The sequence below is a fragment of the Brevundimonas viscosa genome (genome assembly GCF_900116065.1).
Lineage (GTDB): Bacteria > Pseudomonadota > Alphaproteobacteria > Caulobacterales > Caulobacteraceae > Brevundimonas > Brevundimonas viscosa.
The window spans coordinates 102,490-122,730 of the sequence record NZ_FOZV01000001.1; the positions used below are offsets into that span (position 1 = coordinate 102,490).

The 20,241-nt window shown below is 71.7% G+C and carries 20 protein-coding genes and 1 riboswitch; of the genes, 9 read left to right on the forward strand and 11 right to left on the reverse strand.

Annotation, left to right across the window (positions count from 1 at the left end):
- Nucleotides 1-30: 30 nt before the first annotated feature.
- Nucleotides 31-1,299, forward strand: coding sequence for a DUF819 family protein (locus tag BM333_RS00450; RefSeq protein WP_092306163.1), 1,269 nt, complete (start codon nt 31-33; stop codon nt 1,297-1,299).
- A 3-nt stretch (nt 1,300-1,302) separates the two neighbouring features.
- Here BM333_RS00450 and BM333_RS15825 read toward each other — a convergent pair whose 3' ends face one another.
- The 3 genes from BM333_RS15825 to BM333_RS00460 all read right to left on the reverse strand — a co-directional run bounded on the left by BM333_RS15825 (nt 1,303) and on the right by BM333_RS00460 (nt 3,024).
- Nucleotides 1,303-1,470, reverse strand: a complete 168-nt coding sequence (locus BM333_RS15825) for a hypothetical protein (RefSeq protein WP_177221767.1) — start codon at nt 1,468-1,470, stop codon at nt 1,303-1,305.
- Between the two features lie 89 nt (nt 1,471-1,559).
- Nucleotides 1,560-2,558, reverse strand: a complete 999-nt coding sequence (gene cuyA / locus BM333_RS00455; RefSeq protein ID WP_092306165.1) for a D-cysteate sulfo-lyase — start codon at nt 2,556-2,558, stop codon at nt 1,560-1,562.
- Nucleotides 2,559-2,619: 61 nt separating this feature from the next.
- A complete protein-coding gene (locus tag BM333_RS00460; protein ID WP_092306167.1) occupies nt 2,620-3,024 on the reverse strand; it encodes a BLUF domain-containing protein in 405 nt (134 codons plus the stop codon).
- Nucleotides 3,025-3,458: 434 nt separating this feature from the next.
- Here BM333_RS00460 and BM333_RS00465 point away from each other — a divergent pair, with 434 nt between their 5' ends.
- The gene (locus BM333_RS00465) at nt 3,459-4,082 is read left to right on the forward strand and encodes a TetR/AcrR family transcriptional regulator (protein ID WP_092306169.1); all 624 of its coding nucleotides are present in this window, start codon (nt 3,459-3,461) and stop codon (nt 4,080-4,082) included.
- 37 nt (nt 4,083-4,119) lie between these two features.
- On the opposite strand, the gene BM333_RS00470 is transcribed toward BM333_RS00465, so the two are convergent.
- The gene (locus tag BM333_RS00470) at nt 4,120-5,343 is read right to left on the reverse strand and encodes a bifunctional alpha/beta hydrolase/OsmC family protein (protein ID WP_092306171.1); all 1,224 of its coding nucleotides are present in this window, start codon (nt 5,341-5,343) and stop codon (nt 4,120-4,122) included.
- Between the two features lie 103 nt (nt 5,344-5,446).
- Between BM333_RS00470 and BM333_RS00475 the strand changes: the two genes are divergently transcribed.
- Nucleotides 5,447-6,283 (forward strand): TIGR02587 family membrane protein, encoded by an 837-nt coding sequence (locus BM333_RS00475; RefSeq protein WP_092306173.1) that lies wholly within the window; start codon nt 5,447-5,449, stop codon nt 6,281-6,283.
- On the forward strand, nt 6,283-6,669 hold the full coding sequence (locus BM333_RS00480) for a hypothetical protein (RefSeq protein WP_092306175.1): 387 nt from the start codon (nt 6,283-6,285) through the stop codon (nt 6,667-6,669). Before BM333_RS00475 ends, BM333_RS00480 begins: the two co-directional genes overlap by 1 nt.
- Here BM333_RS00480 and BM333_RS00485 read toward each other — a convergent pair.
- A complete protein-coding gene (locus BM333_RS00485) occupies nt 6,641-7,234 on the reverse strand; it encodes a hypothetical protein (protein WP_092306177.1) in 594 nt (197 codons plus the stop codon). The two genes, BM333_RS00480 and BM333_RS00485, sit on opposite strands and share 29 nt — an antisense overlap.
- 213 nt (nt 7,235-7,447) lie before the next feature.
- A riboswitch (TPP riboswitch) is annotated at nt 7,448-7,556 on the forward strand.
- 50 nt (nt 7,557-7,606) lie between these two features.
- Here BM333_RS00485 and thiC point away from each other — a divergent pair.
- Complete coding sequence (thiC, locus tag BM333_RS00490; RefSeq protein ID WP_092306179.1) at nt 7,607-9,583, forward strand: phosphomethylpyrimidine synthase ThiC; 1,977 nt, start codon at nt 7,607-7,609, stop codon at nt 9,581-9,583.
- Nucleotides 9,584-10,088: 505 nt separating this feature from the next.
- On the opposite strand, the gene BM333_RS00495 is transcribed toward thiC, so the two are convergent.
- Nucleotides 10,089-10,328 (reverse strand): hypothetical protein, encoded by a 240-nt coding sequence (locus BM333_RS00495; RefSeq protein ID WP_092306181.1) that lies wholly within the window; start codon nt 10,326-10,328, stop codon nt 10,089-10,091.
- 250 nt (nt 10,329-10,578) lie between these two features.
- Between BM333_RS00495 and BM333_RS00500 the strand changes: the two genes are divergently transcribed.
- Both BM333_RS00500 and BM333_RS00505 read left to right on the forward strand, forming a co-directional pair.
- On the forward strand, nt 10,579-10,773 hold the full coding sequence (locus tag BM333_RS00500) for a hypothetical protein (RefSeq protein ID WP_092306183.1): 195 nt from the start codon (nt 10,579-10,581) through the stop codon (nt 10,771-10,773).
- 144 nt (nt 10,774-10,917) lie between these two features.
- Complete coding sequence (locus BM333_RS00505; protein ID WP_092306185.1) at nt 10,918-11,109, forward strand: hypothetical protein; 192 nt, start codon at nt 10,918-10,920, stop codon at nt 11,107-11,109.
- Here BM333_RS00505 and BM333_RS00510 read toward each other — a convergent pair.
- Both BM333_RS00510 and BM333_RS00515 read right to left on the reverse strand, forming a co-directional pair.
- On the reverse strand, nt 11,106-12,191 hold the full coding sequence (locus BM333_RS00510) for a glycosyltransferase family 4 protein (protein WP_092306187.1): 1,086 nt from the start codon (nt 12,189-12,191) through the stop codon (nt 11,106-11,108). The two genes, BM333_RS00505 and BM333_RS00510, sit on opposite strands and share 4 nt — an antisense overlap.
- 90 nt (nt 12,192-12,281) lie before the next feature.
- Nucleotides 12,282-12,743, reverse strand: coding sequence for an Lrp/AsnC ligand binding domain-containing protein (locus BM333_RS00515; RefSeq protein WP_425425108.1), 462 nt, complete (start codon nt 12,741-12,743; stop codon nt 12,282-12,284).
- A gap of 111 nt (nt 12,744-12,854) precedes the next feature.
- Here BM333_RS00515 and putA point away from each other — a divergent pair, with 111 nt between their 5' ends.
- The gene (gene putA, locus BM333_RS00520; protein ID WP_092306191.1) at nt 12,855-15,977 is read left to right on the forward strand and encodes a bifunctional proline dehydrogenase/L-glutamate gamma-semialdehyde dehydrogenase PutA; all 3,123 of its coding nucleotides are present in this window, start codon (nt 12,855-12,857) and stop codon (nt 15,975-15,977) included.
- Here putA and BM333_RS00525 read toward each other — a convergent pair.
- Nucleotides 15,974-16,546, reverse strand: coding sequence for a hypothetical protein (locus BM333_RS00525; protein ID WP_092306193.1), 573 nt, complete (start codon nt 16,544-16,546; stop codon nt 15,974-15,976). The genes putA and BM333_RS00525 overlap by 4 nt on opposite strands.
- Nucleotides 16,547-16,700: 154 nt before the next feature.
- Here BM333_RS00525 and BM333_RS00530 point away from each other — a divergent pair, with 154 nt between their 5' ends.
- The gene (locus BM333_RS00530) at nt 16,701-17,591 is read left to right on the forward strand and encodes an oxygenase MpaB family protein (RefSeq protein WP_092306195.1); all 891 of its coding nucleotides are present in this window, start codon (nt 16,701-16,703) and stop codon (nt 17,589-17,591) included.
- Here BM333_RS00530 and BM333_RS00535 read toward each other — a convergent pair.
- Nucleotides 17,582-18,520, reverse strand: coding sequence for a hydroxymethylglutaryl-CoA lyase (locus BM333_RS00535; protein ID WP_092306197.1), 939 nt, complete (start codon nt 18,518-18,520; stop codon nt 17,582-17,584). The genes BM333_RS00530 and BM333_RS00535 overlap by 10 nt on opposite strands.
- Complete coding sequence (locus BM333_RS00540) at nt 18,517-20,193, reverse strand: ArnT family glycosyltransferase (RefSeq protein WP_092306199.1); 1,677 nt, start codon at nt 20,191-20,193, stop codon at nt 18,517-18,519. Before BM333_RS00540 ends, BM333_RS00535 begins: the two co-directional genes overlap by 4 nt.
- Nucleotides 20,194-20,241: the final 48 nt, after the last annotated feature.

Genomic DNA, 20,241 nt, shown 5'->3' on the forward strand with positions numbered 1-20,241 from the left:
CCTTATGCGCGAAACACTCGGGGAGACGCCATGCCGACCGAAGCCGCCGAAACGACGGCCCTGATCACCAACGACGCCGTCGTCCTCGGCCTTCTGGCCGTCATTCTCGGGGCCGTCTTCTGGGCCTCGAACCTCAGCCACCCGTGGGTGAAGCGCTTCTTCACCGTCGTCCCCGCCCTGCTGCTCTGCTACTTCCTGCCCTCGCTGCTGACCACCTTCGGCGTCGTCGACCCCGAGACCTCGCGCATCTACTTCATCGCCTCGCGCTTCCTGCTGCCGGCGGCGCTGGTGCTGCTCACCGTCTCGGCCGACCTGCCGGCCGTCGTCGGCCTCGGGCCCAAGGCGCTGATCATGTTCTTCACCGGCACGGTCGGGGTCATGCTCGGCGGCCCGATCGCCCTGCTGCTGACCAGCTGGATCGCGCCCGAGCTGATGGGCGCCGGGCCCGAAGCCATCTGGCGCGGCATGGCCACCGTGGCCGGCAGCTGGATCGGCGGCTCGGCCAACCAGACCGCCCTCTACGAGATCTACGGCGCCGGCCCCGACGTCTTCTCCATCTGGATCGCCGTCGACGTGGTCGTGGCCAACATCTGGATGGCCGTCGTCCTGTGGATCGCCGCCAACCAGCGGAAGATGGACCGCCTGTTCCGCGCCGACGCCAGCGCCGTCGATCGAGTCCGCGACAAGGCCGATGCCTACGAGACCGAGCACGCCCGCATCCCCTCGCTGAAGGACCTGATGTTCATCGTGGCCGTAGCCTTCGGCGCGGTGGGCCTGTCGCACGCGATCGCCGATCCGCTCGCCGCCTGGTTCGGCGCGACCTACCCTTGGGCCCAGCGCCTGTCGTTCGACTCCAGCTTCTTCTGGCTGGTGTTTATCGCCACTCTCGTCGGCGTAGTCCTGTCCTTCACCCCGGCCCGCAAGCTGCAGGGCCCCGGCGCGGCCAAGGTCGGCTCGGTCTTCGTCTACCTGCTGGTCGCCGCCGTCGGCCTCAACATGAACATCGCCGCCATCCTCGACAGCCCGGTCTACTTCCTGATCGGCGGCGTCTGGATGCTGGTCCACGTGGCCCTGATGTTCGGCATGGCCTTCCTGATCCGCTCGCCCAGCTTCTTCCTCGGCGTCGGCTCGATGGCCAACATCGGCGGCGCCGCCAGCGCCCCCGTCGCCGCCGCCGCCTTCCACCCCTCGCTGGCCCCGGTCGGCGTGCTGCTGGCGGTGGTCGGCTACATCATCGGCACCGCGGCCGCCTGGTTCACCGGCCTCGTCATGATGCAGATCGCGGCCGGGGCGGGTTAGGCCTCAGGGTACGACGCCTGTCACCGGCCCGACCCCCTCGTCCTCCACTCCGCTCTCGTCGGGCAGGGGGATGGCGCGGTCGGGCCGCTCCATGGCCTCGGCGTCGTCCTCGACCCGCTCGACGTGTTCGGCGATGTCTTCGGACGGCGATGTGCGGTCGGGGTCGGTCATGGGCGGCTCCTTCTCCAGGTCTCCGAAGAGAACCGACGCGCCCCGACCCTGTTCCGCCCGCCCGCCGCCTGCGGACCGGAGGCCGCGGCCTACAGCCCCGCCCCCACCACGGTCTCGTAGCCGAACAGCCCCTGCGCCCCGCCCGTGTGCAGGAACACCACCGTCTCGCCCTTGAACCGGCCGGCCCGCGCCAGGGCGATCAACCCCTTCATCGCCTTGGCGCTGTAGACCGGGTCCAGCAGGATGCCGTCGGTCCGCGCCGCCAGCTTCAGCGCCTCGATCACGCCGTCGTCGACCAGGCCGTAGCCCTCGCCGACATAGTCGCAGTCGGCCACCACCATCTCCGCCGTCACCGCCTCCGGCCGCCCCAGCAGGGCCGCCGTCTCGCGCGCCAGCCTGAGCACATTCTCTTCCTGCTTCGCCTTCGGGGCCCGCACCCCGATCCCCAGCACCGGGATATCCGCCCCCATCACCGCCAGCCCGGCCACCAGCCCGGCATGCGTCCCGGCGCTGCCCGTCGCCGTCACGATCCGGTCCACCCGCAGGTCCAGTTCGTCGGCTCCGACCACGATTTCGCGAGCGCAGTCGACATAGCCCAGCGCCCCGACCGGGTTCGACCCGCCGCCCGGGATCACATAGGGCTTCCCGCCGCGCGCCCGCACCTCGGCCGCCGTCTTCTCCAGTTCCGCCGGCATGTCCGAACCACCCGGCACGAAGCGGTGCGTCGCCCCCAGCAGCCGGTCCAGCAGCACATTGCCGTTGGCGACGTAGTCGCGCGCCTTCGATCCCGTCCGCTCCTCGAGGATCACCTCGCAGGCAAGGCCGTGGGCCGCCGCCGCCGCCGCGGTCTGGCGCACGTGGTTCGACTGCACGGCGCCCTGGGTCACGAGGGTGTCGGCCTCCTGTTCGAAGGCCTCGCCGAGCAGGAATTCCAGCTTGCGCGTCTTGTTGCCGCCGCCGGCCAGGCCAGTGCAGTCGTCGCGCTTGATCCACAGATCGACGCCCAGTTCCTCGCTCAGCCGAGGCAGCGGCTCCAGCGGCGTCGGCAGGTGGGCGAGGCGGACGCGGGGGAAGCGGGCGAGGTGCATGGCGGGTCTCCGGATGGGTCTGTCCGTCTAGCCCCGATCCGGCCCGCGCCCAAGCCGGGCTTCAGGCTCGCGCCACCGCCTCCAGCATCAGCCCGACGATGCGCTGGCCGGACGGCCGGTCTTCGGCCAGCAGGGCGTCCAGTTCGGGCGCCAGGCCCGGGCTGATCGTCGCGCTGGCCATGGTCCAGCCGTCGAACACCCGCGCATCCACCGCCCGCCGCTCCAGCACCCTGATGTCCCGGTGACGCGGGTCGTCGGCCAGCCTCCGCTGCAGGATGTCAACCTGACCGGGGTCGCCTTCGACGACCTGCAGGAAATGGCCCTTGTGCACCGCCAGCGCCCCGGTCAGGCCGGAGCGGGCGTTGTTGCGCTGCGACTCGCCCAGCAGCTCCGCCAGGGAGACCAGCACATTGGTCGGCCGCGTCGCGGTGCTGCGGTAGATCAGGCGGTCGAGTCTGTGCGGCATGGGCCCCTCCGGTGCGAATCGCGACGCTACCCGAGGCCGGCGCGGGCTTCCACAAATCCATGAAATTCCTCATCTATGTCCGGCAGCGGACAATCCTCTCCAGGCCCGCCGGTCCGGCATGGGAAAAAAGCCGCCGTCCGGCCCGGAACCGAACTCGCAGACCGCTGTTTATTGCCCGGACCTTGCGGCGATGCGCGCTCGACAGAGTCCTCCAGCGGCCCCGGTCTCTGCCACGCCCCCCGACGCAGACCGGGGCCGCACCTTGTCTGGATCCAGGGATTGGGGATCAGGGAATAGGGATTGGGGATTAGGACATCCCGCGTCCGACGGCCGCGCGCCCAACGCCCTCGCCCTGACCCACGCCCTCTAATCCCCAATCCCCATTCCCTAATCCCCAACTTGCCCCCCCGCCCCCCGCGCGGGATGCTCTCCGCATGGCCGAATCGCCGGTACCCAGCCCCGTCCGCCTGCGCGACCGCCGCGCCACCGAGGCCGCCATCGTCGAGGCGGGGCAGCGCATCCTCCTGCGCGACGGCTTTCCCGGCCTGAACGTCCAGACCCTCGCCGCCGAAGCCGGTTGCGACCGCAAGCTGGTCTATCGCTATTTCGAGGGGACTGAGGGCGTCGTCGAACGCATCGCCGCCCGCGCCCACGCCTCTCTGGTCCGGTTCCTCGACGCCGTCCCCGCCTCCGGGACCGAATCGCTACGCGGCTTCGCCCGCGAGAGCCTGTCGGCCTGGCTCGGCGCGCTGCGCGCCAGCCCCCTGACCCTGCGGCTGATGGCCTGGGCCCTGGTCGAGTCCTCGCCCCTGGTCAACCGCATCGAGGCCGAACGGTCGGCCGTGCTGCAGGCCTGGATGCGCGAGCGCCGCCCCCGGCTCCGCACCCCGCCCGCCGGCGACGCGGTGGCCGTCAACGCCGTGCTGCTCGCCGCCGTCCAGCACCTCGCCCTTTCCGGCGGCGCCCGCCCCGGCGTCGGCGGGGTCGCCCTCGACGACGCCGGCTGGGCCCGCATCGAGGCGGCGCTGGACGCCCTGCTGGTGGCTTTTCCCGAGTAGGTCGTACTTCCCGGGGAGCCTGGCCCAAAGCCACCGCTCAATCCTCGCAGGCGCGCTCCATCTCGGCGAAGTGTTCCTCCTCGCCGGGCGCGGGCGCCCCGGGTGCGCCTTCGACCGTCCGGATCGCGGCGCCGCCCTCCAGCGTCCGGTGCACCGGGCAGCGGTCGGCGATCTCCAGCAGCCGCGCCCGCTGCGCGGGGTCCAGTTCGCCCTCAATGCACACCGCGCGTTCGAACAGGTCGGCCGGCGTGTCGCCCTTGCGCTTCTCGTGGCGCACCTCGACCGAGGCCCGGACCAGCGGCCAGCCCTTGCGCCCGGCGTACAGCCGCAGGGTCATCGCCGTGCAGGCGGCCAGGCCGGCGCCGACCAGCTCGTACGGCGTCGGGCCCGAGCCCAGGCCGCCGACGCTGACCGGCTCGTCGGCGTTCAGCACCGCCCCGCCGGCGTGGACCCGGACCTGGAATTTGCCGGCTCCTGTCTCCTCAGCCCGCACCACCCCGTCGGCCGGCGGCTCCACCGGACGCGCCGCGGCCTCGACATAGCGCGAGGCCCAGGCGGCGATCACGGCCGCCGCATAGGCGATGTCGGCCTCGGCGCTCAGCATGTGGTCGGCGCGGTCCAGCGACACGAAGCTCTTGGGATGTCTCGCCGCCACGAAGATCTCCGCCGCCTCGTCGACCGAAACGACCTCGTCCACCGGCGAATGCAGCACCAGCAGGGCCCGCCCCAGGCCCTTCAGCCGCGCCGCCTGGTCGTGGCCGCGCAGCCCCTCGATGAACGCCGGCTTGATCTGGACCAGCCGGCCGCCGACGTGCGCTTCCGGTCCCGGCCCCAGCAGCTTCATCACGTGCTCGACGTCGAACGGCGCGGCGATCGTCGCCACCGCGGCGACCTCCGGGATCTGCGCCGCCGCCGCGATCGCCGCCGCCCCGCCCAGCGAATGGCCGACCAGCAGCCGCGGCGCGATCCCCTCGTCCCGCATCCGCGCCGCCGCCGCGACCAGATCGGCGACGTCGGCGCCGAAGCCCTCCGGCGCCGCCCTGCTGCGCAGCGCCTCGACCCCGGCGAAGTCGATCCGCAGGGTCGCGATCCGTTCGGCGGCCAGGGCGCGCGAGATGCGGGCCGAGGCCAGGGCGTCCTTGCCGCAGGCGAAACAGTGGGCGAACAGGGCATGGGCCCGCGTCTGCCCGGCCGGCCGGTCCAGCCGCGCGGCCACGGCGCGCCCGTCGGGGGCGGTGAAGTCGAAGTTCTCGGTGAGCATGGGCGGCTGTCCGGTCGAAGGGGCGGAAGGCCAGCCTAGCCCGCAGGACGGCGGCGCGCACCCGGCCGGGAGCGGAAGCCCGGCCTCAGGCGTTGCCGTTTCCATGATCGTCAGCCTCGCCTTCGACCGCGCCCGCGAGACCGCCTACGCCCGCGACCTGGCCCGCGCCTTCGGCGGCGCCCTGCTGTTCGGCCTGCCGCTGCTGATGACCATGGAGATGTGGTGGCTCGGCTTCGTGCTGGAGCCGTGGCGGCTGGCCGTCTTCCTGCTCGCCGCCCTGCCCCTGCTGTTCGGCCTCGCCTTCTACGCCGGCTTCAGCGCCAGCCATCGCGGCATCGGCCACGCCCTGCTCGACACCCTCGTCGCCCTCGCCGTCGGCTTCCTCACCGCGGCGGCGGCCCTGACCCTGATCGGGGTGTTCGAGCCCGCCGCCCCGCCGCGCCAGATCACCGGCCAGCTGCTCCTTCAGGCGGTGGCCGGGGCCATGGGCGCCCTGCTCGCCGGCCGCCAGCTCAGCGGCGGAAACGGCGACGAGGACGTCGGCGACGAGGACGAGGCCTCCTACCCCGGCGAGCTGTTCCTGATGGTCGCGGGCGCCCTGTTCCTCGCCCTCAACATGGCCCCGACCGAGGAGATGATCCTCATCGCCTACCGCATGAGCGCCGGCCACGTGGTCGCCCTCATGGCCGTGTCGCTGATCCTCATGCACGCGCTGGTCTACAGCGTCGGTTTCCCCGGCCAGGAGGCGCACGACCGGCCGCTCGGCGCCTTCGCCCACTACACCCTGCCCGGCTACGCCCTGGTGCTGCTGGTCAGCCTCTACGTGCTCTGGGTGTTCGGCCGCACCGACGGCCACGGCCTGGCCGAGACGGTCGACGCCATGGTCGTGCTCGGCTTCCCCGGGGCCATCGGCGCCGCCGCCGCCCGGCTTCTCGTCTGATGGCCGCCGCGCGGAAGAAGCCCGGCCCGCCGCCCGCCCCGGCCCTGCTCGAATGGGCCATGGGCGGCCTCGGCGCCCTGATCGTGCTCGCCGTCCTGGCCGTGGTCCTCGTCGAGGCGATCGGCCCCCGCGCCCCGGCCGCGCTCGAGGCCCGGCTGCAGTCGGCCCGCCCCGCCGCCGGCCGCTGGCTGGCCGAGGTCGAGGTGGCCAACACCGGCGACCGCACCGCCGCCGCCGTCGAAATCGAGGGCCGCCTCGGCTCCGAGACCGCCACGGCCACCCTCGACTACGTCCCCGCCCACGGCCGCGAGACCGTGGTCCTGACCTTCGACGCCGACCCGCGCGGCGCGGTCAACCTCAGCGTCCCCGGCTGGTCAGAACCCTGATCGGACCGGCCCCCCGCGCCGCCCGCCGGATCGTCGCCAGCACGCCCTCCGGATCGGCCAGCCGCTCGAGCCGCGGCACCTCGTTGATCAGGAACATGCCGCCGTCCAGTCGCCTCCGCCCCCGGGCCAGCACCCCGTCGAAATCGTCCAGCCACAGCGTGCGTTCCTGTCGCCGGAACACGTCGACGCGGCTCAGCCCCACCGCATGCCGGACGGCGCCGTTCGGGGCGAGGATCAGCACCCGCCGCTCCGTCACGGCGTAGGTCTCCGCCGCCCGCCGTCGCCACCACCAGATCGCCACGCCAAGCCGGCCCAGTCCCGGCGCCAGCACCGTCAGCACCGCAAGCGCGGCGATCGGGGCGGACCGGTCCAGCAGGTGCTCCAGATCGTCCCGGAAGTTGAGCGCCAGCAGGCCGTAGACGACGACCGCGACGCCGGCGTGCATCGCCACATCCCAGTCCGGCAGCCAGCGCTGGCCGGGGCGACCGGCCCACAGCACCGTCTCGCCCGGCGCCGCCGCCTGCCGCGCCAGCCGCAGCGCCTCCGCATCGTAGCGTTCGTCCATGCGCGCCTCCGCGGCCTAGCTGGGAAGCCGGCGTCCGACCGTCGAGGATCCCGTCCCGCATCGTCAGTTTCAATGGGCGTGCCCGAAACCGCCCGGCGTCGCACCTGAGGGTTCCTGACAGGAGCGGCCGCGGGCGGCGGCGACGTCTCGAGGACCGTCCAGCGCGCCCGCCTCGTCCGCGGTTGACCCCGCCGTCGTTCCGGCCGATGGTCCGCCCGTTCTCCGGGGGGTCGCACGTGAAGCGGCTGAGATTGGGGTGATCCCCTGACCCGTCGAACCTGATCCGGGTCATGCCGGCGAAGGGATGGGAATACGGACTCCGCCCGGAGTCCCCTTACCGCGCCGGCGGACCTCTTGCTTCGAGAGGCCGCCATGAACGTCCACGTCCCCCCCGCCGACCAGCCGCACGAGCCCCAGGTCGACCTCGCCCTGTCGGAAGCGAAGAAGCGCGTCGCCGACGCCACCGGCGCCGTCCCCACCGGCCCGCGTCCCGGCCGGCGCAAGGTCTATGAGCCCGGCGTGATCCACCCCGACATCCGCGTCCCCTTCGCCGAGATCGCCGTCCACCCCAGCGCCGACGAGCCGCCGGTCACCGTCTACGACCCCTCCGGCCCCTACACCGACCCCGACGCGCAGATCGACATTCACAAGGGCCTGGCCGAGGTCATCGCCCCCGACTGGCGCCTTTCGCGCGGCGACATCGCCCCCGAGACCTCCCCCCGGGAAGTGAAGCCCGAGGACAACGGCCACGCCTCCGGCAAGCACCTCGCCCCCGCCTTCGACACCTCCCGCCACCGCGTCTACCGCGGCGTCCCCGGCCGCCCCGTCACCCAGCTGGAATACGCCCGCGCCGGGATCATCACCCCCGAGATGGAATACGTCGCCATCCGCGAGAACCTGCGCCGCGCTGAGGCCCGCGACCTCTGGGGCGCCAGCGAAGGGGCTCAAGCAGCGAGCGCCCGCGGCGCGAGCGTTAGCCCCGAGCGGGATGGCGAGTCCTTCGGCGCCGAGTTGCCCGAGTTCGTGACCCCGGACTTCGTCAGGCAGGAGATCGCCCGCGGCCGCGCCATCATCCCCGCCAACATCAACCACCGCGAAGTCGAGCCGATGGCCATCGGCCGCAACTTCCTGGTCAAGATCAACGCCAACATCGGCAACTCGGCCGTCCTCTCCAGCGTCGCCGACGAGGTCGACAAGCTGGTCTGGGCCACCCGCTGGGGCGCCGACACGGTCATGGACCTGTCCACCGGCCGCAACATCCACAACATCCGCGACTGGATCGTCCGCAACAGCCCGGTCCCGATCGGCACCGTGCCCATCTACCAGGCGCTGGAGAAGGTCGGCGGCGTGGCCGAGGACCTGACCTGGGAGGTGTTCCGCGACACCCTGATCGAACAGGCCGAGCAGGGCGTCGACTACTTCACCATCCACGCCGGCGTGCGCCTGCCCTTCGTCCCCCTCACCGCCAGCCGCGTCACCGGCATCGTCTCGCGCGGCGGCTCGATCATGGCCAAGTGGTGCCTGGCCCACCACCGCGAGTCCTTCCTCTACGAGCACTTCGCCGAGATCTGCGAGATCATGCGGGCCTATGACGTGTCTTTCTCGCTCGGCGACGGCCTGCGCCCCGGCTCCATCGCCGACGCCAACGACGAGGCCCAGTTCGCCGAGCTGCGCACCCTTGGCGAGCTGACCAGGGTGGCCTGGGACCACGGCTGCCAGGTGATGATCGAGGGCCCCGGCCACGTGCCGATGCAAAAAATCAAAGCCAACATGGACGAGCAGCTGAAGCACTGCGGCGAGGCGCCCTTCTACACCCTCGGGCCGCTGACCACGGACATCGCTCCCGGTTACGACCACATCACGTCAGCCATTGGGGCGGCGATGATCGGCTGGTTCGGCACCGCCATGCTCTGCTACGTCACGCCGAAGGAGCATTTGGGCCTGCCCGACCGCCAGGACGTCAAGGACGGCGTCATCACCTACAAGATCGCCGCCCACGCCGCCGACCTCGCCAAGGGCCACCCCGCCGCCCGCGCCTGGGACGACGCCCTGTCCCGCGCCCGCTTCGAGTTCCGCTGGGAAGACCAGTTCAACCTCTCGCTCGACCCCGAGACGGCCCGCGAATACCACGACGAGACTCTCCCCAAGGAGGCCCACAAGACCGCCCACTTCTGCAGCATGTGCGGCCCGAAGTTCTGCTCGATGAAGATCAGCCAGGATATCCGCGAGGCCGCGCGGGGGCAGAATGATGCGGGGGCGAGCCTTGGCCCGGTCGATGCGGAGGCGGGGATGCGGGAGATGGCGGAGCGGTTCAGGGCCGGGGGCGGCGAGATCGAGATCAAGGTCTAGACGCCCACGTCTCGTCCCCGTCGCGCAGCGATTGGGAGGGGACCGCGAAGCGGTGGAGGGGCGCCGCTGCCGACCTAGGTGAGGGGTCGCCGTGCGCTGGCGCCGGGTGCGGCAGATCATGGACGCCGAGGCCGACGAGATGGCGCACGAACTGGCCCGTGACGAGCACCTGCTGCGCGAGGCCGAGGACCCGGCCGAGGACGACCGGGTTCCCGTCGGCCGCATGACCGCGCGGGACCTCGGCGAGGACCCGTCCGACGACGACGAGCCGCAGCCCGACGTGGTGTTCTCGGTCCCGAGGGGCTCCCAGGCGGCGGCGGCGATCATCGAAGGCAGGGCCCGCGCGGCGGCTGGCCCCCCGCCCGACGTCGCGCCATCCGCTGTCGACGACGCGGACGCATCGGACGCTTCGGACGGTGTTTTTCCGTTCGCCGGCGACCCGGCCGCGGCTTCGTCGATCGCAAGACGCCGCCGGACCCCGACCCGTGAGCCCGGCTGCCGGGTGTCAGGCCCCCGGACGGGTCAGGCGGCGCGGATGCGGCCGGTCGCGCATCCGCAGCCACGGGGCCATGCCCCAGGCGACGGGCGTCGAGACCAGGAAGGTCAGGCCGATCATCCACCACACGGCGGTCAACAGCTCCGACGGGTTCAGCGGCGCGGCCAGCAGGGCGATCAGCCCGAGGCCGAACAGCACGCCCTGGATCATCGGCCAGATCAGGGCGGCGATGGCGAGACGGGTGCGCATGGGGTCCTCTCCGGGTTCGGAAAAAACAACGACCGCCGGGCCCGCCGCGTTCCGCCGGGGTCGGTCCGGCCCCGTGTCCGCCGCCGTACATTGCTGCAAAGATTGGACTTTCCGCCTGCGACCGGCTATCACTTGCGGACCGCGAGCCTGGCTTGTCTTTCCGAGCGCGTCGCGGCTGAGAGACATTGGTCCACCCCCTTGCCGAGGGGTCGTTCGAAAACTCCCGCTCCAATCCGACGGAAGTGTTCCCATGTCCAAATTCAGTCTGCGTCTGCATCACCTGGCCGGCCTCGCTCCCGTCGACGAACCCCTCGACGTCATCGACCTGGCCCAGGCCCGCGAACTGGCCCGGGTCCGCCTGCTGCTCACCCGCGACTACAGCCGCGTCGAACTGCACCAGGCCGGCCAGGCGCTCGAGGTGCTGGAGCGCGACAGCCTCGCCTGACCCCGCCCGGCCTGCGGCGCACGGCCGCGGCGGGATCACGGGTCTCGTGATTCGACATTCGCCTGACACGGGTATCTCATGCCAGTGCGGATCGGGGCTCCGCGCCCCCTCCGCTCGTCGTTCGCACCAGTGAGGGAGACCGTCATGTCGCGTTACAGCCTGCGCCTGCACCGCGTCGGCCGCCCGCCGGTCGAGGAGCCGCTGGACGCCGTCGACGTCGAGGAGGCCCGCGAGCTGGCCCGCATGCGCCTGCTACTGACCCAGGAATTCAGCTACGTCGACCTGCGCCGCCGCGGCCGCCACGTCGAGGGCTTCGACCGCGACGGCGACGGCTAGGCCGCCGCCCGCTTCCTCAGCCGGGCCAGCCGCCGCAGCCGCCGCCAGAACCGGCCCCGCTCGGGCTCCGGATAGGGCTGCAGGTTCTCGACGAACTGCTCCGCCGAGGCCCGCCAGCTGAACTTCTCGGCATAGGCCCGGACGGCCTTCCGGTCGCACTTCAGCGCCTCCAGGCAGGCGGTCTTCAGGTCCTTGTCGATGGCCCCGGCGTTGGAGCCCGGAATGATGTCGATCGGCCCGTGCGCCGGATAGGCCGCCACCGGCGTGCCCGTGGCCATGGCCTCGAGGATCACCAGGCCGAAGGTGTCGGTCCAGCTCGGGAAGACGAACACGTCCGCGTCCCGGAAGCAGCGCGCCAGCTCCTCCCCGAACCGCGCGCCAAGGAATTTCGCCTCCGGGTACTTCTCCTGCAGCTCCGCCCGCGCCGGCCCGTCGCCGACGACGATCTTGGTGCCCGGCAGGTCCAGCGCCAGGAAGGCCTCGATGTTCTTCTCCACCGCCACCCGGCCCACGTTCAGCCAGAACGGCCGCGGCCAGTCCTCGCCGCCCAGCTCGTCGTAGATCGGCGCGAGCTCGGGATTGAACTGCTCGGTGTCGACCCCGCGGGTCCACGGCGAGACGTTGCGGAAGCCGTGCGCCGTCAGCTCGTCGCGCAGCGTCGGCGTCGCCACCATCAGCCGCCCCGACGGCTTGTGGAACCACTTCATGTAGGCGTAGCCGACCTGCACCGGGATCGGGAATCTCGCCGAGACGTACTCGGGGAATTTGGTGTGGTAGCTGGTCGTGAACGGCAGCTTCCATTCCACGCAGATGCGCCGCGTGGCGATGCCGATCGGCCCTTCGGTGGCGATGTGCACCGCCTCCGGCTCGAAGGCCCGCAGCCGCTCCCGGATCTCCTCCTCGGCCCCCAGCGCCAGCCGGATCTCCGGATAGGTCGGGCACGGGATGGTCTTGAACTGGCTGGGCTCGATGACCTCCACCTCGTGTCCCATGGCGCGGCATTCCGCCGTGATCCGGGACAGGGTGCGGACGACGCCGTTGACCTGGGGCTCCCAGGCGTCGGTGGCCAGAACGATGCGCATGTGGGCCGGAAGGCTCCGCCTGTTGATCGGGGGAACGGTCTAGCGCCTCCCCGCGACGTTGGCGAGACGCGGCGTAGCCTGACAGACTGCCTAGAGGGGCAAGGCTGTCGTCGCCTTCACCTCCTCCAGGACCGCGTAGGTTCGTGTCTCGCGCACCCCCGGCATTCTGACCAGCACGTCGCCCAGGAAGGCCCGGTAGGCGTCCATGTCGCCGACCCGCGCCTTGATCAGATAGTCGAAGCCCCCAGCCACCATGTGGCACTCCAACACCTCGGGCTGGCGACGCACGGCGTCGGCGAAGGCGTCGAATACCTCGCCGGTGGTCCGGTCCAGGTGCACCTCGACGAAGATCAGCAGCCCCCGCCCGACCTTGGCCGGATCGATCAGGGCCGCGTAGCCGGTGATCACCCTGCGCTCGCGCAGCCGTCGCACCCGCTCGAAACAAGCCGCCGCCGACAGGTTGCAGCGTCGCGCCAGCTCGGCGTTCGACAGTCGTCCGTCCTCCTGCAGCGCGCGGAGGAGGCGACGGTCGACCGGATCCAGATCATTCATCGCCAAAATGCCGGCCTTTCCGAAGGATCGCCGGTTTCGCGGCGCATGATACGATACACATTCGGCAGGGTCCGCCATATATGCCCGAGGCAATCAGGACCCCGAAAGCCCATGACGAGCGCCTTCCTTCCTTCGAGCGTCGGCCACTGGGACTCCCTCGATGAGGGGAAATTCGCCGAGGAAGGGGTCGTCGTCCGCGGCCTGCTCCAGCGCACGCCGCTCGACGCCGCCGAACGCGCCGCGGTGGTCGACAGCGCCGTCGCCCTCGTCGAGGGCGCGCGCCGCAGCCAGAAGAAGCAGGGGGTGGTCGAGAGCTTCCTGCAGGAGTTCAGCCTCGGCACCCGCGAGGGTCTGGCCCTGATGTGTCTCGCGGAAGCCCTGCTTCGCACCCCTGACGAGGACACGCGCGACCGGCTGATCGCCGAGAAGATCGGCTCGGCCGACTGGGCCAGCCACCTCGGCCAGTCCGACAGCTTGTTCGTCAACGCCTCGACATGGGGGCTGATGCTGACCGGCAAGCTGGTGGATGTCGATGAGGAAGCGAAGACCGACCTGCCCGGTTTCCTCAAGCGCATCGTCGGCCGGCTCGGCGAGCCGGTCATCCGCGAGGCGGTCGCCGCCGCCGTGCGCATCATGGGCGAGCAGTTCGTGGTCGGCCGCACCATCGAGGCCGCGCTGAAGCGGGCCGACCGCGAGGGCTGGCTGTGCAGCTTTGACATGCTCGGCGAGGGCGCCCGCACCGCCGCCGACGCCGAGCGCTACGAGAAGATCTACGCCGACGCCATCGAGGCCGTCGGCAGGACCGCGAAGGGACAGGGCCCCGAGGCCGGCCACGGCGTCTCGGTCAAACTGTCGGCCCTGTCGCCCCGCTACGAGGCGACCCAGGAAACCCGCGTCTGGGACGAGCTCTATCCGCGGGTGAAGCGGCTCGCCCTGATCGCGGCGAAGCACGACATCAACTTCACCATGGACGCCGAGGAGGCGGACCGGCTGGCCCTGTCGCTGAAGCTGCTCGACCGGCTGGCGCACGAGCCGGAGCTGGGCGACTGGGAGGGCCTCGGCCTGGCGGTGCAGGCTTACCAGAAGCGGGGTCCAGAGGCCGTCCGTCGCATCGCCGAACTCGCCCGCACCTCCGGTCGCCGGCTAATGGTCCGCCTCGTCAAGGGGGCCTACTGGGACACCGAGGTGAAGCGCGCCCAGCAGTTCGGCCGCGTCGACTATCCGGTGTTCACCACCAAGGCGGCGACCGACCTGAACTATCTCGTCTGCGCGCGGCAGATGATCGAGGCGGCGCCGCATCTCTACAGCCAGTTCGCCACTCACAACGCCCATTCGCTGGCCGCCGTGCACCGGATGGCCTCGGACCGCGGCGTGAAGATCGAGTTCCAGCGCCTGCACGGCATGGGCGAGGCCCTCTACGACGCCGCCCGAGACGCCTTCGGCCCGGTGACGGTGCGAGCCTACGCCCCCGTGGGCGGCCACGAGGACCTGCTGCCCTACCTCGTCCGCCGGCTGCTCGAGAACGGCGCCAACTCCTCCTTCGTCCACGCCCTGCTGGACGAGCGGGTGCCGGCCTCGGCCGTCGCCGCCGACCCGATCGCCGCCGTCGAGGCCCACCCCGACCGCCACGCGAAGATCCCGACTCCCAAGGACATGTACATGGACCGCCAGAACTCGCTGGGCCGCGACTACTCCCAGGCCGTCGACCGCGAGCGCCACGCCCTGGCCCTGCAAAAGGTCGACAGTGAAAAGCTGACCTCCGGGCCGATCATTGGCGGCAAGCTGCGCGTCGGGACCCATCCGCAGGCCGTGACCAATCCCTTCGACACCACCCAGGTGCTGGGCCATGTCTCCGAGGCCGCCGAGGCCGATCTCGACGCTGCGGTCGAGGCCGCGGCCCGGGCCCAGATCGCCTGGGATCGCAAGGGCGGCGTCGGCCGCGCCCCGGTGCTTCGCGCCATGGCCGACGCGCTGGAAGCCGACATGGACCGGCTGGTCGCCCTGCTTTCGCGCGAGGCGGGCAAAACCCTGAACGACGGCGTCGCCGAGGTGCGCGAGGCGGCCGACTTCTGCCGCTACTACGCCATGCTGGCCGAGCGCGACTTCGGCGGTCCGCAACCGCTGCAGGGACCGGTCGGCGAGTTGAACTCCCTCGTGCTGCACGGCCGCGGCGTGTTCGCCTGCATCAGCCCGTGGAACTTCCCGCTGGCCATCTTCACCGGCCAGATCGCCGCCGCCCTGGCCGCCGGCAACGCGGTGCTCGCCAAGCCCGCCGAGCAGACGCCGCTGATCGCCGCCGAGGCGGTGCGCCTCTACTGCAAGGCCGGTCTCGACCCGAACCTGCTGGCCCTGGTCCCGGGCCGCGGCGAGACCGTCGGGGCGAAGCTGGTCGCCCATCCCGGCATCGACGGCGTCGCCTTCACCGGCGGGACCGACACGGCCACCGCCATCAACCGCTCGCTGGCGAACCGTCCCGGCCCGATCATTCCCTTTATCGCCGAGACCGGCGGACTGAACGGCATGTTCGTCGACACCACGGCGCTGAAGGAGCAGGTCATCGACGACGTGATCCTGTCGGCCTTCGGCTCCTCGGGCCAGCGCTGTTCGGCCCTGCGCCTGCTCTACGTTCCGCACGACTCGGCCGACGCCCTGATCGAGGGGCTGAAGGGCGCCCTCGCGGCCCAGGTCGTCGGCGATCCTTCCGATCCCTCCACCGACATCGGCCCGGTCATCGACGCCGACGCGAAGAAGATGCTCGAGGATCACCTGAAGCGGCTGGAAGGGGACGCGAAGATCGTCGCCCGCGCCGCACTGCCGGCGGGCAGCGAGAAGGGCCACCTGTTCGCCCCGACCATCGCCGAGGTCCCGACGCCTGACTATCTCGAGCGCGAGGTGTTCGGCCCCATCCTGCACGTCTGCCGCTACGACCCGGCAAAGCTGAGGGAAACCGCGGCGAAGCTGGCCGCCCGCGGCTACGGCCTGACGCTCGGCGTGCACAGCCGCATCGAGGCCTTCGCGGACGAGGTCGTCCGCCTCGTCCCGGCCGGCAACGTCTACATCAACCGCTCGATCATCGGCGCGGTGGTCGGCGTCCAGCCCTTCGGCGGGGAGGGCCTCAGCGGCACCGGCCCCAAGGCCGGCGGGCCGTACAGCCTGATCCGCTACGCGGCCGAAAAGGCGATCAGCAACAACATCTCCGCCCAGGGCGGCGACCCGGCGCTGCTCAACCTCTAGAGCGGTTCGGGAGGCGCCGACCGCGCCTCCTCCTCCGCCGCCCGGCGGAACAGCCAGGCGGACATCAACCAGCCGGTCATGAAGAAGCCGACGATGACGAAGGTGAAGTGGCCGCCCGCCAGGGCGACCACAGCCGTCGCCGCCTGCGCCGCCGCCGCCGCGGTCATGGCGATGACCAGCCCCCTTGCGCGGAAGCTGGCGAGGAAGGCGCCGGCGATGGCTACGAAGATGACCCCGAAGAACATCAGATTGATGGGGTCGTTCTCACTGCCGATGATGCCGACGGCCAGGTTCGACCAGGTGATCAGGAAGGCGGTGCCCAGCGCCACGACCACGCCTGCGCGATAGGCCAGACTGCCGCTGGCCCGCACGGCCAGTTCGAACACCGTCAGCGGCACGGCCAGCATGACGCCGGCGACGATGAAGTCGAAAGCCGTCCATTGCACGTCGGCGCCCATCCGCATCGCGACCGCCGGCGCCGCCAGCAGCGCCGAGGCCCCGACCCACGGCAGCACCCGCCACCAACTCGCCCCGCCGCGTCCGCGGCCGTTTTCCGTCTGCATCGTCATTGTCTTCATCTCCCTCGGTTGGCTTGTGAAAGCTCGCACCGACGGGCGTGAGGGTCATGAGCGAGTTCTGAGCGGCCGCTGAAATCTGCGGCGCGCTGGCGCGTCACGCCGTCGCCTCGTGGAGCCACGCCGGTTGTGAGAGCATTGAGCCGAGATGACCGGCCAGATCCGCCCGCCCCTGTCGCCCGATCCACTGCCTGGCCGGCTGGCCCGTCCCGTCCGGCGCGCCATAGCCGGCGGGGTTGTCCGGATGTTCAACGATCCGGAGAAGGGCGAACGACCGGTGGCGCGGCGCCCGGATGGCCTGTTCGGGCCGAATTCGGTCGCGTGGCGGGTGCACGGCGACGTCACCGGCATGCTGGTCGGCGGCGTCTCCGGCCTGCTGCTGCAGATGCTCCATCCGGCGGTGCTGGCCGGGGTCTGGGACCATTCCAACTTCCGCGCCGACATGCACGGCCGCCTGCGCCGCACCGCCCGATTCATCGCCGTCACCACCTATGGCGGGCGAGACGACGCGGAGGCCGTCATCGATCGCGTGCGGCGCATCCATGGGCGGGTGGCCGGCGCCCTGCCCGACGGAACGCCCTACGCGGCCGACGATCCCGAGTTGCTGGCCTGGGTGCACGTCACCGAGGCGACCAGCTTCCTGAACGGTTGGCTGCGCTACGGAGAGCCCGGCATGTCCCGGGCCGACCGCGACCGCTACTTCGCCGAAATGGCCGAGGTCGGCCGACGACTCGGCGCCGATCCGCTGCCCCGGACCCAGGCCGAAGCCCAGGCTCTGATCCGCGCCCTGCGGCCCCGGCTGCGGGTCGACGAGCGAACCCGCGAGGTGGCGCGCCTGCTGCTGTCCCGCGAGGGCGGCGACCCCGCGGCGCGGCCCTTCCGCGCCCTGGTGCTGCAGGCGGGCGTGGATCTCCTGCCCGGCTGGGCGCGGCGAATGCACGGCCTGTCCTCGCCCCTGCCGGCCCGTCCCCTCGTGCGAACCGGAACGCGCGGAGTCGCGCGTACGATCCGCTGGGCGTTCGAGACGCCCTATCGCTGAGCGGCGTCAGCCGTGCTTCGCGGCCAGCCGCCGGCTCGACTGAGGGCGCTGGGGGCAGGCCGGCCGATCTTCTCTCCGATCCAGCGGGCGACTGCGATCAGGGCGTCGAGGTCGTAGCCGGTTTCGAAACCGGCCCGTTCGAGCATATAGACCAGGTCCTCGGTGGCGATGTTGCCGGTCGCGCCGGGCGCGAAGGGGCAGCCGCCGATGCCGCCGACGGAGGCGTCCAGCACGTCGATGCCCGCCTCCACGCCGGCATGGGCGTTGGCCAGGCCGGTGTTCCGGGTGTCGTGGAAGTGCAGGCGCAACACGGCGTCGGGCGCAGCGCGCCGCGCCGCCTCCACCTTGCGCGTCACGCTCCACGGGTCCCCCGCGCCGATGGTGTCGGCCAGGGCGATCTCGCCGACGCCGAGTTCGGCGATGCGGCCGACCAGATCCTCGACCTGCCCGGTCGACACCTCCCCGTCGAAGGGGCAGCCCCAGACGCACGACAGGGTCGCTGTCAGCGCCGGGGCCGCGCCCGGCTCGCCCTCGGCGTTGCGCCGGCCGGCGACGATGTCGGCCAGCATGCCGACCTGCTGGTCCACGGTGAGGCCCTGGTTCTTCAGCCCGAAGCCGTCGGTCGCGGACATGGCGACATTGACCTCGTCCACGGGCGTCCCGAGCGCCCGGTCGTAGCCCTTGCCGTTCAGGACGAGGCCGATGCGGCTGCGGCCGGCGGCCGGCGGCAGAAGGGCCATGACCTCCTCCGCCCCGGCCATCTGCGGCACGTATTTCGGATGCACGAAGCTGACCGCCTCGATGCGCCGCGCCCCTGCGGCCTCCAGCCGCCGCACCAGTTCGGCGCGCACGGTCGGCTCCAGCACGATGCGCTCGTTCTGAAGTCCGTCTCGGGGACCGACCTCAACGATGGTGATCGGCCGGCTCATCGTCGCGGCTCCCCCGGCAGCGCTGCGTCGGGCGGCGCAAAGACAGTCAGGCGGACGTCGTCCCCCTGGGAGTAGTTGTGCCCGTCGACGACGCCCACCGAGCGACCGGTCACGCCCCGGCGGGCCGCCGCTTCGCGGAAGCGCTGGGCCTGCCTTTCCTCGACGATCGCCGGTCGGCCCTCGGCCAGCGCCCGCGCGGCGCCCTCCGCATCGGTCAGTTCCGTGTCGCGGCCGGTCAGGAAGACGAAGCTGGGCTCGTGGAACCCGGCGATGGCCACCGGGCCGGGTCGCCCCTGGCGCGGGTGCAGGTCGGCCCGCTCCAGCACCTGCTGCAGGCGCGGCGACACCGACAGCGGCTTCAGCTGACGAAGCGTGCCCGCCAGCGCCCCGTGCGCCACCACGCCCAGCGCCAGCGAGGCGATGACCGCCGGCACGGCGGCGCGGTGAAGCAGAAGGAAGGCCCCGATCAGCCCCGCCAGCACGGAGAAGACGATGGTGATGGTCGCCCAGGTCTGGGCGGTGGACCGTCCGAACTCGGTCAGGCCGGCCACGACGGCGGCGGCGAGCAGGACGCCCACCAGCACCGTCAGCGCGGCGCCGATGTAGCGCGGCCAGCGGCCGACGGGGCGGGTCAGGGCCCCCGCCGCCAGCAGCGCCAGCGCCCCGAAGACCGGCAGGTTGTAGTGTACCAGCTTGGTCGGCGTCAGCTCGAAGATCAGCCAGGCCGGGAGCAGCCAGCAGATCAGGAAGCGGATGGCCGGCTCCGCCCGACGGGTCCACGCGGCGACGGCGGCCGCGGGCAGCAGCAGGGTGGCGGGGAAGAAAGTCAGGGCGATGAGGCCGAGGTAGGTTCCCGGCGGCGCGCCGTGGCTCTCGTGACCACCGGCCAGTTTCGGCGCCAGGTCGCCGCCGATGGCCTCACGCCAGAAACCCCCGTCGGTGGCGATGGTGATGGCGATGGCCCACGGACCGACGATCAGGGCGACCAGCGGCAGGCCCCAGCCCCAGCCCAGCCGGCGCAGCCACGTCAGGTTCCGGTCCCACAGGGAGAGCAGCAGCATGGCGGGGACGATGACCACCAGGCCGATCGGGCCCTTGACCAGGATCGAAAGCCCCAGCCCGGACCAGAACAGCAGCTTGTGCGGCCGCTTCGGCGGCTCTCCGGCCCGGGTGGCGAGATAGATCCGCGCCAACGCCGCCATGGCCAGGGTCACCGCGCCGCACAGCATGGCGTCGGTCTTGGCGATTCCCGCCTCGCTCGACAGCAGGAAGGATGCGCCGAGCATGGCGCCGGCGAGGAAGCCGGCGCGCGCGCCGAACATGGCCGCCCCGACCCAGGCGCAGGCCGCCGCGGCCAGCATGGCGCCGAGGATCGAAGGGATGCGGTAGGGCTGAATGGCGCGGCTCTCGACGCCCGATGTCGCGGCGACCGCCGCCGCCTGCATCCAGTAGATTCCGACCGGCTTCTTCCAGCGCGGCTCGTCCTGGAAGCGGATGTCGACGTAGTCGCCCGTCTCCAGCATCTGCGACGTGGCCTGGGCGTAGCGGCTCTCGTCCCGGTCCAGCGGCGGCAGCAGGGCCAGCACCGGCAGCCCTGCCAGCAGGGCGATGAGGGCGGCCATCAGCGGGCCCCGCCAGCCGGCGATGTAGCGGTCGAGATCGGGGCGCGTCATGTGCAGCTTCCTATCACGGCCGTTCCTGAGACGTCAGCCATCCCTCCC